Here is a 13,076-nt window from a genome sequence, read left to right as displayed (position 1 = left end):
CAGATTCTGCCCGAGAATGCTATACTACTAAGAGATTGCGCCGCCAGCATGCAGGAAACCCCTTCCCCCAGGCTGCGGCGCACCGGCTTTGGTTTTGGGGCGCAGCGCCGCCCCGGCCAGAGGTTAAGAAGAAAGAAAGTGACTGCGTCCCTCCCGGTGGCACGGGATGGATGAATTTTGAAGGAAAGTGATCGCCTGCCCCGGACAGGCCGATGAAGGAGACAAGCTATGAGTGGAACGCCACGCCGCATCAATACCGACCGTTCACTGGGAACTCCCACTGCAGGGAGCGGCGCAGGGGGCAGCGTTCCGCCCCGCCCGCCCGTCCGGCCCCAGGGGCCGGCGCCGCAGGAGGATGACGGCCAGAGCTTCTTCCGGATGGAGTCAGGAGAGGACAGCCGCCCGGCGGCCCGTCCGGTTCCCCAGGAGCGGACCGAAAGCCGTCCCGCCCATTCGGCCGGCGACAATGGCGGCGGCAAGGAGCCGCCCCGCCACACCGGCGGCTCGGGCGGCCATGGCGGCGGACGGAAGCGCAAGCGCCGCCGCTCTCCCATCTGGCTGCCGCTGGCGGTGGTGCTGGGCGTGGTGGCCCTGATCGGCTGCGGCGTGGTCTATGCGGTGAATTACGTCAACCGGGTGCAGGAGAGCATCCGCCCCGAGTCGGACGCCCCCTCCATTGTGGAGGAAATCCAGACGCTGGAGGAGTACAAGGGGGATGTGGTCAACATCCTGGTCTGCGGCATCGACTATGAGGAGGGCCGCGCCTACGGCGACGGCAGCAACGACGGCATGACCGACATGATCCTCTACTGTCAGTTCGACATCAAGAACGGCGCGCTGCGGATGCTGCAGATCCCCCGCAACACCCTGGTCACCACCGAGAACCGCACCATCACCCTCTCCAGCGGCAAGACCTACAAGGCCTCCAACTACCAGATCAACTCGGTGGCCCTGTCCAACGGCGGCAGCATCGCCGCCCTGGCCGAGGTCATCTACGACCAGTACAAGCTGCCCATCGACTATTACGTCTCCATCAACATGGAGGCCCTCACCGAGGTGGTGGACAACTTCGGCGGCATCGAGGTCTATATCCCCCAGGATATCGAGTACAACGGCAGCTACCTGGCCAAGGGCTACCGCAACCTGGACGGCGCATCGGCGGAGTTCTTTGTCCGCAACCGCCACGGCGCAGGCTATGAGAACGCCGACATCGACCGCCTGAACATGCAGCGCTACTTCTACGCCGCCCTGTTCAAGCGGGCCCGCTCCATGGGCATTCAGGACATCCTGAACCAGATGCCCATCATCTTCAACAACTATATCCAGACCGATATGGATCTGATTACCCTGGGCAAGCTGGCCGTCTCCTTTATGAAGGTGGACAGCGCCAACATCATGATCGCCCAGACCCCCGTCTTCTCGGGCGGGGTGCCCTATATCGGCGCCACCGACATCTTTGCAGGCTACTCCTGCGTGGTGCCGGATGCCGGCTCCATCGCAGAGCTGCTCAACACCTATTTCCGCACCTACACCGGCCCGGTCAGCGAGGATGAACTCAACCTGACCACCGACCATTGGCCCCACGGGTCGATGTCCACCAGCGCCAACATTCAGTTTATGGGCCAGCTGGACAAGGAGTCGGATGACGCCATTCTGGAAGGCGACACCGACGTGCAGGGCGCAGTGACCACCGACGGTCAGCCCGCAGGCGGGCAGGCCGCTCAATAAAATCTCAAGAGAAAGGGTTCCTATGGAAAATCTGAACGACAGCAAGACTCTTGCCATCCGCATCGCAAAGATCCTGGATAAGAAAAAGGCACAGCAGATCCGTGTGCTGAAGGTGCAGGATCTGACCGTTCTGACCGATTATTTCGTCATCGCCTCCGGTACCTCCACCACCCAGGTGGCGGCCCTGGCCGACGAGGTCCAGTTCCAGCTCTCCCAGGAAGGGGTTGAGCCCTATCACACCGAGGGCTTTGACTCCAAGAACTGGATTCTGCTGGACTACTCGGGGGTGATGGTGCACGTCTTTGTCCCGGGCACCCGCACCTATTACGACCTGGAGCACCTGTGGGCCGACGCCGAGACGGTGGACGTGTCCGAGTGGCTGGACCAGGCCGGCGAGGACGCCCAGTAACAAGCCCCAACCCGAGAGGGAAGCAATATAAAGCAACACCAAGTAAGTCAAAAGTCTGGAGCTGATACGAGATGAAGTATGATTACAAGGCCGTCGAGGCCAAATGGCAGAAGGTGTGGGAGGACGAAAAGACCTTCCACGCTGAAGTGGACCATTCCAAACCCAAGTTCTATGCGCTGGTGGAGTTCCCGTACCCGTCGGCTGCCGGCCTGCACGTGGGCCATCCCCGCAGCTACACCGCCCTGGACGTGGTGGCACGCCGCCGCCGTCAGTGCGGCTACAACGTTCTCTACCCCATGGGCTGGGACGCCTTCGGCCTGCCCACCGAGAACTACGCCATGAAGAACCACATTCATCCGGCCATCGTGACCAAGAACAATGTGGACCGCTTCCGGGCACAGCTCAAGTCCCTGGGCTTCTCGTTTGACTGGGACCGCGAGATCAACACCACCGACCCTGAGTACTACAAGTGGACCCAGTGGATTTTCCTCCAGCTGTACAAGCACGGCCTGGCCTACAAGAAGGAAATGAACGTCAACTGGTGCACCGGCTGCAAGTGCGTCCTGGCCAACGAGGAAGTGGTCAACGGCGTCTGCGAGCGGTGCGGCAGCGAGGTGGTTCACCGGGTCAAGAGCCAGTGGATGCTCAAGATCACCGAGTACGCCGACAAGCTGATCGACGGCCTGGACGGCCTGGACTACATCGACCGCGTTGTGGCCCAGCAGAAGAACTGGATCGGCCGCAGCTACGGCGCTGAGATCGACTTCGGCACCACCACCGGCGACACCGTGACCGTCTACACCACCCGGTGCGACACCCTGTTCGGCGCCACCTACATGGTCCTCTCCCCCGAGAACGCCCTGCTGGGCCGCTGGATGGAGGAGGGCATCATCCAGAATGCTGACGCCGTCAAGGCCTACCAGGCCGAGGCCGCCCGCAAGAGCGACTTTGAGCGCACCGAGATCAACAAGGAAAAGACCGGCGTCCGCCTGGAGGGCGTCATGGGCATCAACCCGGTGAACAACCAGGAGATTCCCATCTTTATCTCGGACTACGTCCTGGCCACCTACGGCACCGGCGCCATCATGGCCGTGCCCGCCCACGACAGCCGCGACTGGGAGTTCGCCAAGAAGTTTGGCCTGCCTATCGTGGAGGTGGTCAAGGGCAAGACCGAGTCCAACCTGGACAAGGAGGCCTTCACCGACGTGGCCACCGGCACCCTGGTGAACTCCGGCTTCCTGGACGGCCTGTCGGTCACCGACGCCAAAGAGAAGATGGCCGCCTGGCTGGAAGAAAACGGCAAGGGCCACAAGAAGGTTAACTACAAGCTGCGCGACTGGGTGTTCAGCCGTCAGCGCTACTGGGGCGAGCCCATTCCCATGGTCAAGTGCGAGAAGTGCGGCTGGCAGCCTCTGCCTGAGAGCAGCCTGCCCCTGACCCTGCCCGACATCGTGGACTTTGAGCCGGGCCCCGACGGCGAGAGCCCCCTGGCCCGCCACACCGACTGGGTCAAGACCACCTGCCCCTGCTGCGGCGGTCCCGCCGTCCGTGAGACCGACACCATGCCCCAGTGGGCTGGCTCGTCCTGGTACTTCCTGCGGTATATGGACCCCCACTGCAAGGACGCCATCGCCTCCAAGGAGGCCCTGGAGTACTGGTCCCCGGTGGACTGGTACAACGGCGGCATGGAGCACACCACCCTGCACCTGCTGTACAGCCGGTTCTGGCATAAGTTCCTGTACGACATCGGCGTGGTGCCCACCGCCGAGCCCTACCAGAAGCGCACTTCCCACGGCATGATCCTGGGCCTGAACCCCCACAACTTTGCCAACCTGCCCGCTGAGGAGCAGAAGAAGCTGCTGGAGGAGTACGGCAGCCAGAAGGCCGCCGAGAAGGCTCTGGAGGAGAAGTACGGCGAGATGAGCCGTCACCCCGTGGTCAAGATGTCCAAGTCTCTGGGCAACGTGGTCAACCCCGACGACGTGGTGGACGCCTACGGCGCCGATACCATGCGTCTGTATGAGATGTTCATGGGCGACTTTGAGCAGGCTGCCCCCTGGCAGACCTCGGCCATCGCCGGCTGCAACCGCTTCCTGGACCGCGTCTGGGGCCTGATGGACAAGCGGGTGGAAGGCGAGGGCTACCGTCCTGCCGTCGAGACCCTGATGCACCAGACCATCAAGAAGGTGGGCGCAGACATCGAGGGCCTCAAGATGAATACCGCCATCGCTCAGCTGATGACCCTGGTGAACGCCCTGTACGACAACGGCGGCGCCACCAAGGCCGAGTTTGAGACTCTGGTGCAGCTGCTGAACCCCTTCGCTCCCCATATGACCGAGGAGCTGTGGGAGAAGCTGGGCCACAGCCACGACCAGCAGCTGGCTTATTATCCCTGGCCCAGCTACGACGAGGCCAAGTGCGTGGAGTCCACCGTGGAGATCGCTGTGCAGGTCAACGGCAAGGTCCGCGCCCGCCTGAGCGTCCCCGCCGACATCACCGCCGAGGACGCCATCGCCACCGCCAAGGCCGAGCCCGCTGTGGCCGAGGCCCTGGCCGGCAAAACCCTGGTGAAAGAGATCTACGTCAAGGGCCGCCTGGTCAATCTGGCCGTCAAAGGCTGATCCCACAGACCCCTGAAGGACTCTTTTCACGATTTGTTCAGAAAGTGGAGCGGAAAAACTTCGCCAAAAAGGTTGACTGAAACGCAAAAATGCGTTATACTGTCTCTGTTAGTTACCATGTAACAACGAAATTCCCGCCTCACGGTCCAAGGGAGGGATAAGATGTCGGAAATTCGTGTTAAAGAGGGCGAGTCGCTGGAAAGCGCACTGCGTCGCTTTAAGCGGAGCACTGCCCGCAGCGGCGTGCTCGCAGAGGTTCGTAAGCGCGAGGCTTACGAGAAGCCCTCTGTTCGCCGCAAGAAGAAGTCGGAAGCGGCCCGCAAGCGCAAGTACAAGTAATTGAGCCTTGCCCACGGTCCTGATGACCGCTGCGTTGCTAACGCCGATGTGGGAGAACCCTGTTTGGGGTTCTCCCATTTTTGTTGACCTGCTGCTCTGCAAAGGAGTTTTGCCTTTATGCTCATCACCCCGGAATATGTCTTTCAGGACGTGACCCACATCACGCCGGCCTTCCTGGCCGGCAAGGGAATCACCGCCCTGGTTCTGGATATCGACAACACCCTGACCGACGACGGCAGCCAGGAGCTGAGCGAGGATGTAGCAGCCTGGCTGGACACCATGCGCCGGGCCGGCATCGGGCTGACCATCGTGTCCAACGGCACCCCCCGGCGGGTGCGGCCCTTCGCCGAGAAAATCGGCCTGGACTATGTCTGCTGGGCGGCCAAACCCCTGACCTTGGGGTTGTCGGTGGCCCGGCGGCGTCTGGGGGTTCCCCGGAGCCGGATGGCCATGGTGGGGGATCAGCTCTACGCCGACCGGATGGCCGCCGCCCTCTATGGCATCCCGGCCTTCATGGTGGTGCCCCGCGGCCCCGACCGGGGCGCCCAGGTCAAAATGAAGCGCAAATGGGAGCGCAGCCACTGGCAGGCCTATTATGACCGGGGAGGGAAGCTGCTGTGACCGAGCCGCAGATCCGTTTCGGCCCTGCCGGCATGGGAGACAGCTTCGCCGCCCAGGGCTACAAGACCAGCCTGGATATCCCCGCCTATACCGCCGGCATGGGCCTGAACGCCTTTGAATACCAGTGCGGCCACGGCGTCCGCCTGGCCGAGGACAAGGCCCGCAAAATGGCCGCCCTGGCGGCGGAAAAAGGGGTGGTGTTCAGCGTCCACGCCCCCTATTATATCAGCATGTCCAGCCTGGACGAGGAAAAGCGTTTGGGCAGTATCCGCTATCTGCTCCAGAGCTGTGCCCTCTGCCGGGCGCTGGGCGGGCAGAGGGTGATCTTTCACCCCGGCAGCTGCGGCAAACAGAGCCGCGCCGCCGCCCTGGAAAAAGCCCTGGACACCCTGCGCCGGGCCATGGAGGCCCTGGACGAGGCCGGCTACGGCGACATGACCCTCTGCCCTGAAACGTTGGGCAAGATCGGCCAGCTGGGCGACCTGGAAGAAGTGCTGGCCCTGTGCCAGGTGGACAAGCGCCTGGTGCCCTGCATCGACTTCGGCCACCTGAACGCCCGCACCCTGGGCGGCATCCAGGGCAGGGAGGACTATGCCGCCATTCTCGACCGGCTGGGTGAGGCGCTGGCCGATGACCGTGCGCGGCAGTTCCACGTCCATTTTTCCCGCATCGAGTTTTCCGCCGGCGGGGAAAAACGCCACTGGACGTTTGCCGAGACCCAGTACGGCCCCGAACCCCAGCCTCTGCTGGAACTGGTGGCCCAGCGAAAGCTGGCCCCCGTCATCATCTGCGAGAGCGCAGGCACCCAGGCGGAGGACGCCCGGGCCATGCAGCAGATGTGGAAAGCCGCACAAGGCGCTGTTTAAGCCGCCTTTTTGCCCCTTTTTTGCCGAAACCCCTTGCCAAACAATGCGCAATTGGGTACAATATTCTTAGATATGCGCGAGCATGAGATACTAAATTAATGGAGGAATTCCTTATGATTTCTGCAGGCGAATTTCGCAATGGCGTGACCTTTGAGCAGGACGGCCAGGTTCTCCAGGTCGTTGAGTTCCAGCACGTCAAGCCCGGCAAGGGCGCTGCCTTTGTCCGCACCAAGACCAAGAACGTCATCACCGGCGCTGTCATTGAGACCAGCTACAACCCCACCGCCAAGTTCCCTCAGGCCTTCATCGAGCGCCGTGAGGTGACCTACAGCTACCAGGACGGCGACCTGTACCACTTCATGGACAACGAGACCTACGACGATATCCCCGTCAACGCCAGCGATGTCCCCGATAACTTCAAGTTCTGCAAGGAGAACGAAGTCTGCAAGCTGCTGTCCTACAAGGGCAAGGTTTTCAGCGTCGAAATCCCCAACTTCATCGAGCTGACCGTCTCTGAGACCGAGCCGGGCATCCGCGGCAACACTGCCACCAACACCCTGAAGCCCGCTACTCTGGAGACTGGCGCCACCATCCGTGTGCCTCTGTTCATCAACGAGGGCGATGTGATCCGCATCGATACCCGCACCGGCGAGTATATGGAGCGCGTCTAATTTGACACCAAGCCGGGCTTGCGGGCTGACCGCCGGTCCGGCTTTTTGATTTTCACAGGGAGGGATAGACTATGGAACTGATCGAAAAAGCTGCCTATCTTCAGGGCTTGCTGGAAGGCCTGGAGCTGGACGAGTCCACCAAGGAAGGCAAAGTTTTTCACGCAATGAGCGATCTGCTGGCCGATATGGCCGCCACCATCAAGGCCCTGGAGCAGGACATCACCCAGGCGGAGGACCATCTGGAAGCCCTGCGCGGCGACGTTGAGGAGCTGCAGGCCGACGTCTACGAGGACGACGAGGAGGACGACTCCGAGGCCCCCTGCTATGAGGTGGATTGCCCCAACTGCGGTGAGACGGTCTACGTCACCGAGGAAGATCTGGACGCCGGCGAGGCTTTCTGCGCCAACTGCGGCTGCACCTTTGAGGTGGCCCTGGACGACGCAGAGGAGGACGACGACCAGGCCCAGGAAGAGCTGGAGGCCGAGGACGCCAGCTATGAGGTCACCTGCCCGCTGTGCGGCGCTGTGACCGTGCTGAGCGAGGACGAGCTGCTGTCGGGCAAGGCCCGCTGCGCAGGCTGCGGCAAGCCTCTGGAGATTGATCTGCCGGCAGAGGAGTAAAGCTCCCCGCGGCGTGCCCCCGCAGGCAAAACCCAAACAAAAAACCCCCGCCCGGTCAAACGCCGGGACGGGGGATTTTTTTGCGCTTACGAAAACCTGAAGAGCTTCTCCATGCAGCAGGCCATCAGCGGGTAGCGGCCAGGGCCTTTTCCAGCCAGATGGAACCGATGTCCAGGGCATTGTACAGCCCGTGGCGGACCGACTGGCGGGCGGTGCGCTCCTTGATGGGCTTGGACAGGTCGGTGGACAGGAGGGTGACCTGGACCTTGTCGGGGGTCTCGTTGCCGTCCACCGGGGCGGTGGTCAGGATCTGGAGATAGAGCACATAGGGGTCGGTCATCCAGCCGTAGTAGAGCTCATTGTCCTTGCGGACGAGGGGCTTGCCTTTATAGGTCATTTTGGGTTTATAGGACATTCCAAAGCCTCCCTTATCTTTGAAGCCCGCTGCCCGGCGCAGCCGCACAGCTGGGCTGATTATAAAAAACTCTCTCTTAGTATAACATAAAAGCAAAGGCTTTACAAATGATAAATTTGCGAATGCCTCCGCAGCGCCGCGGATTGGACGCATCTTCGATGGAAAAAACCGATGTCCGGGGCTTTGCCCGGGCCGCCGCGGACGGTAAATCCGCGGGTGAAAAGAGGCGAAAAAAGGAAACCGTCCCGCGCTTGCGGCTGCACGGGACGGTTCATTGCGGTATTCGGTTTGGTATGAGGAGGAATCATGTGTTACAGGTAGCGGTTGCGGCCCCGCCGTCCCTGTGTCTATAAGATACCAAAGATTTATACATAAACTGTTTTGAATCTATGAATCTTTTGTAAACTCTAACCATCTTTTTCCCCATTGGTCCGCCGCAGGGAGAACCGGGGTCATTCGGGAGCCTTCATGCTCTCCACCATGCTGATGTTCCGCACCTGACGGCGCATCATCCGGCAGACCACCACCGTAAACAGCAGGGTCAGGGCCACGCTGTACAGGAAGCTGGTGGGCTCCAGAGCACGAATGAACATCATCTGTTCCGACTCCACGGTGCGGATGACAAACTGGTGCATGGGGGCGCCGATGAGCAGGCCCACCACGGCGCCGATGACGCTCAGCAGCTCAATCTCCCGGAAGATATAGCGGTAGACTTCCTTGTCAAAAAAGCCCAGCACCTTGATGGTGGCCAGCTCCTTTTTCCGCTCGCCGATGTTGACGCTGATGAGGTTGTACAGCACCACCGCGGCCAGGGCTGCCGCACAGGCAATGATCAGCAGAACTACATAGTTGATGCAGGTGATGGTGCTGTCGTACATGGCGGCGGTGTCGGCGGTGAAGGAGGTGCTGGCCACATAGTTGCAGCCCAGCAGGACGGTGCTCAGGTTCTCCCGGTCCGAGTCGGTCTCACAGGAGGTGGACACATAGACGGTGTTCCATGCGGGATCGGCCACCAGGCGGTCCAGAGTCTTCTGGGTCACATAGAGGTAGGCTCCCAGATAGTTCTTGGCCACGCCGGTGAGGGTCAGCTCCACATAGGAACCATTGGTGCCCTGCACCCAGAAGGTATCTCCGGCCGACAGGCCCAGCAGCTCGGCGGTCTTTTCGCTCAGCACCACGCTGCCGTCGGTGAAGGGCAGCTCATTGCCCGTGCGGCTCTCCAGGGTGAAGTACTCGGTCAGCTTCTGGGGGGCCTCGGCGGCCACCAGGGTGACGCTCAGCTCGTTGTTGCCGTCCTTGGTGTCCGACACCGAGACGGTGCGGGTGTAGAAGGCGCCCCAGCTCTCCACCTCATCCCGGGAGGTGAGGGCCTCGGTGAGGCCGCCCTCCACTTCCAGGGCCTTGTCGCTGGACAGGGAGATGGTCAGGTCGGCCTTCTGGATGGTGTCATACTGCCGGGTGACGATCTCCACAATGGAGTCCTGCAGGCCAAAGCCGATCAGCAGCAGGGCGGTGCAGCCCGCCACGCCCAGCACCGTCATATAGAACCGCTTTTTGTAGCGGAACAGGTTGCGGGCGGTGGTCTTCTGGGAGAAGGTCATCCTGCGCCACAGGGGGCGAATGCGCTCCAGGAAAATCCGTTTGCCGGCGGCGGGAGCCCGGGGCAGCAACAGGGCGGCGGGTTTCTCCCGCAGGGAGACCCGGCAGGCCGCCAGAGTGGTGAGGCCCACCACGCCGGTGCTGATGAGGATGCTCATGACTGCCAGGCCGGGATAGACCCGCAGCTGGAAGGTGGGCAGGTCAAAGACGGTGGAGTAGGCGAACCAGATGACGGCGGGCAGGCCGTAGAAGCCCAGTATCATGCCGCCGGCACAGCCCAGCAGCCCGGCGGTGATGCCGTAGACCAGGTACTTGGAGGTGATCTCCCGGTCGCTGTAGCCCAGGGCCTTGAAGGTGCCCATCTGGGTGCGGTTTTCCTCCACCATCCGGGTCATGGTGGTGCTGGCCACCAGGGCCGCCACCAGGAAGAAGAAGATGGGGAACACCCGGGCGATGGACTCGATGCGGTCGGTGTTCTGCTCGAACATGACCATCGAAACCACGCTGCCCCGGTCCAGGACGTACCATTCGCCGCTGGTGATGTCGTCCACCTGTTCCTGGGCGTCGTTCAGCTGCTGGCGGGCGTCGGCCAGCTGGGCCTCGGCGTCTGCCTTCTGCTGGGCGAATTCGGCGGCGCCCTCGTTGTACTCGGTCCAGCCCTGGTCCAGCTGGGCGCGGGCGGATTCCAGCTGTTTTTCGGCGGCGTCAAAGGCGGTCCACGCCTGGGCGTTGCCGGTATTCAGGGCCAGCTGGCCCGAGAGAAGATCCAGTTTCATCTGCCGCAGGGCGGCTTCCGCCTCGGTCACCAGTTCCTCGTTGGACAGGTTGGGGGAGGAGATCAGACCCTGCTGGTACATCTGGCGCTTGCCTTCGTCCAGCTGGGCCTGGTAGTCGGCCAGCTGCTGATAGGTGGAGTCATAGAGGGCCTGGGCACGGGCCAGCAGGTCCCGCAGCTCCACATAGTTGACGTCGTCGGGCTCGGCCTCCTCCAGGGCGGCCTCGGCATTGGCCAGAATGTCCTCGGCGTAGCCCAGCATGGGGTCGGCCACGCTTTTCAGGGTGACCAGCTGTTTGATCTGTTCCAGCTGGGCCTCAAAGTCCAGCACCTGCGCCTGGGCGTCCACCAGCTGGTCGGCGCCGCTGGCCATGGAGTCGGGCAGGGCGGCCTTCTGGGCTTCCAGCTGGGCCAGCCCGCTGGCGTATTCGGCCTCGCCCTGATCCAGCTGGGCTTTGGCGTCGTCCAGCTGCTGCTGGGCTTCGGCCAGCTGGGCCTGGGCTTCCACTTCCTTGGCCTCAAACTCGGCCCGGGCGTCATCCAGCTGGGCCTGGGCAGAGTCAATCAGGTCGTTCCGCCGCTGGTCCGACTGCTGGGCGCTGATGGCTTCCAGCCGGTCCATGACGGTGTCCACGGCGGCCTGGTATTCGTCGGAATAGTTGTCGTACTGGGCGGCGTCCGCCACCTTGATGTAGCAGGAGGCGTAGTAGTCCATGGTCAGACTGCCGTCGGGGGTGTAAATGGCCATCCCCAGAGCGCCGTTGCCGGCGGTGGTGCTCTCGGTCTCATTGGAGAAGTAGAGCGGGTCTTTTACAAAGCCCACCACCGTCAGGGTATCGGTCGCCACGTCGGAGGCGCCCGACAGGGTGATGACGTCCCCCAGCCGGATGCTGGAGGCTGCGCCGGGGTCCAGCACCTGGACCACGCACTCGCCGGAGGCCTCGGGCATCCGGCCCGATTCCAGCACCAGGCGGTTCATGGTGGCCTCGTCGGTGAGGGTGGGGTAGACCGGCAGCTGCTGCACCCGCACCGCCAGGGTATTGCCCTTGCGGTAGCTGGCCTCACAGTCCACCGATTTCACCGGCATGACGGCGGCCACGCCTTCCACCTCCGAGATGGCCTCGATGTCCTTTTCGCTGAGGCCCAGGGTGGACACTACCCGGATATCAAAGACATTCTGCTGGGTGTACCAGGTGTTGCCGGCCCGGCGCATGCCGGGGGCGACGCTGAGCAGGCCCGACAGCATCATGACACCCAGCAGGACGATGCCGAACACCGACGCAAAGCGGCTTTTACTGGCGGAAAGTTCCCGCCACATATTTTTCCGATAGGTCTTTTTCACGTTGGCTCACCACTCGATCTCTTCCACCGGGACAGGGTGCTCGTTCACCTCATTGGAGATGATCTGGCCGCTTCGCACCTGTACGATCCGGTCGGCCATACCGGTTAAGGCTGTGTTGTGGGTGATGACGATGACGGTGCGGCCGGTCTTGCGGCAGGTATCCTGCAGCAAAGCCAGCACCGACTTGCCGGTCTTGTAGTCCAGAGCGCCGGTGGGCTCGTCACACAGAAGGATCTTGGGGTTTTTGGCCAGGGCGCGGGCGATGGCCACGCGCTGCTGTTCACCGCCCGACAGCTGGGCGGGGAAGTTGTTGAGCCGCTGGCCCAGGCCCACGCTTTTCAGGGTTTCGGCGGGGTCCAGGGGATTGCGGCAGATCTCGATGGCCAGCTCTACGTTTTCCAGGGCGGTGAGGTTCTGTACCAGGTTATAGAACTGGAACACAAACCCCACGTCGTACCGGCGGTAGGCGGTGAGCTCTTTTTCGTCAAAGCGGCTGACCTCGGCGCCGTCCAGGACAATACGGCCCTCGTCGCAGCGGTCCATGCCGCCCAGCATATTCAGCAGGGTGGTCTTGCCAGCGCCGGAGGGGCCCACGATGACGCAGAACTCCCCCTTGTTGACATGAAAGGTCATGTGATCCGCCGCGGCGACCCGGACGTCGCCGGTCTGGTAGTATTTCGACACGTCCGAAAAACTGACAAATGCATCCATGGATACCACCTTCGCTTTCCATATCTTTGCGCGCCGCGCAGGCGCGTTTCTTTTGCTCCTCTAATAGTACAACAAACTGCCCTGCGGATGCAAGTCTAAGCCGGTTGTTTTAATGCAAACTTTACAATTTACTGGAAAAAACAAAAGAGATATCGTTCTTTTTTGGCATTGTGAAAAAATAACCGCAACAAAAACCGCAACATGGGCCAAAATGGCAAACAAAAAGAGCCGGCTTGCGTCGGTGAACTGCACCCCATTTGTTAGACAGTATGGTATACTGAAAACAAATGGGGTGTTTTATTGTGCCAAAAGGGAAGCCAAACAAGAGATATACACCGGAATTCAAGAAAATGGTAATC

General features: G+C 61.7%; 12 protein-coding genes. 9 read left to right on the top strand and 3 right to left on the bottom strand.

Annotated elements, in window-relative coordinates:
• The first annotated feature begins 228 nt into the window (after positions 1-228).
• From B5G28_RS09160 to B5G28_RS09125, 8 genes are all read left to right on the top strand, one after another.
• The gene (locus B5G28_RS09160; RefSeq protein ID WP_242967549.1) at positions 229-1,728 is read left to right on the top strand and encodes an LCP family protein; all 1,500 of its coding nucleotides are present in this window, start codon (positions 229-231) and stop codon (positions 1,726-1,728) included.
• 22 nt (positions 1,729-1,750) lie between these two features.
• Positions 1,751-2,137, top strand: coding sequence for a ribosome silencing factor (rsfS, locus tag B5G28_RS09155; protein WP_087248079.1), 387 nt, complete (start codon positions 1,751-1,753; stop codon positions 2,135-2,137).
• Positions 2,138-2,208: 71 nt separating this feature from the next.
• Entirely contained in the window at positions 2,209-4,758 is a 2,550-nt protein-coding gene (gene leuS, locus B5G28_RS09150) for a leucine--tRNA ligase (protein WP_087248078.1), read from the top strand.
• 162 nt (positions 4,759-4,920) lie between these two features.
• Complete coding sequence (gene rpsU, locus B5G28_RS09145; RefSeq protein WP_087170910.1) at positions 4,921-5,097, top strand: 30S ribosomal protein S21; 177 nt, start codon at positions 4,921-4,923, stop codon at positions 5,095-5,097.
• Positions 5,098-5,214: 117 nt separating this feature from the next.
• Complete coding sequence (locus tag B5G28_RS09140; protein ID WP_087248076.1) at positions 5,215-5,718, top strand: YqeG family HAD IIIA-type phosphatase; 504 nt, start codon at positions 5,215-5,217, stop codon at positions 5,716-5,718.
• On the top strand, positions 5,715-6,584 hold the full coding sequence (locus tag B5G28_RS09135; protein WP_087248074.1) for a TIM barrel protein: 870 nt from the start codon (positions 5,715-5,717) through the stop codon (positions 6,582-6,584). The genes B5G28_RS09140 and B5G28_RS09135 overlap by 4 nt, the downstream gene beginning before the upstream one ends.
• Positions 6,585-6,697: 113 nt before the next feature.
• Entirely contained in the window at positions 6,698-7,255 is a 558-nt protein-coding gene (efp, locus tag B5G28_RS09130; protein WP_087248073.1) for an elongation factor P, read from the top strand.
• Between the two features lie 71 nt (positions 7,256-7,326).
• Complete coding sequence (locus B5G28_RS09125) at positions 7,327-7,875, top strand: CD1247 N-terminal domain-containing protein (RefSeq protein ID WP_087248071.1); 549 nt, start codon at positions 7,327-7,329, stop codon at positions 7,873-7,875.
• 124 nt (positions 7,876-7,999) lie between these two features.
• Here the strand turns inward: B5G28_RS09125 and B5G28_RS09120 are convergent, their stop codons facing one another.
• The 3 genes from B5G28_RS09120 to B5G28_RS09110 all read right to left on the bottom strand — a co-directional run bounded on the left by B5G28_RS09120 (position 8,000) and on the right by B5G28_RS09110 (position 12,717).
• Positions 8,000-8,290, bottom strand: a complete 291-nt coding sequence (locus tag B5G28_RS09120) for a hypothetical protein (protein ID WP_087248069.1) — start codon at positions 8,288-8,290, stop codon at positions 8,000-8,002.
• A 452-nt stretch (positions 8,291-8,742) separates the two neighbouring features.
• Positions 8,743-12,006, bottom strand: a complete 3,264-nt coding sequence (locus B5G28_RS09115) for an FtsX-like permease family protein (RefSeq protein ID WP_242967547.1) — start codon at positions 12,004-12,006, stop codon at positions 8,743-8,745.
• Between the two features lie 6 nt (positions 12,007-12,012).
• Positions 12,013-12,717 (bottom strand): ABC transporter ATP-binding protein, encoded by a 705-nt coding sequence (locus B5G28_RS09110; RefSeq protein ID WP_087248067.1) that lies wholly within the window; start codon positions 12,715-12,717, stop codon positions 12,013-12,015.
• A gap of 112 nt (positions 12,718-12,829) precedes the next feature.
• On the opposite strand from B5G28_RS09110, the gene B5G28_RS14830 reads away from it, so the two are divergent.
• The coding region (locus B5G28_RS14830) for a hypothetical protein (protein ID WP_204228841.1) at positions 12,830-13,076 on the top strand (247 nt) is incomplete at its 3' end.

Origin of the sequence: Faecalibacterium sp. An77 (genome assembly GCF_002161315.1) — a bacterium.
GTDB lineage: Bacteria > Bacillota > Clostridia > Oscillospirales > Ruminococcaceae > Faecalibacterium.
This window is presented reverse-complemented; position numbering and strand designations above follow the sequence as displayed.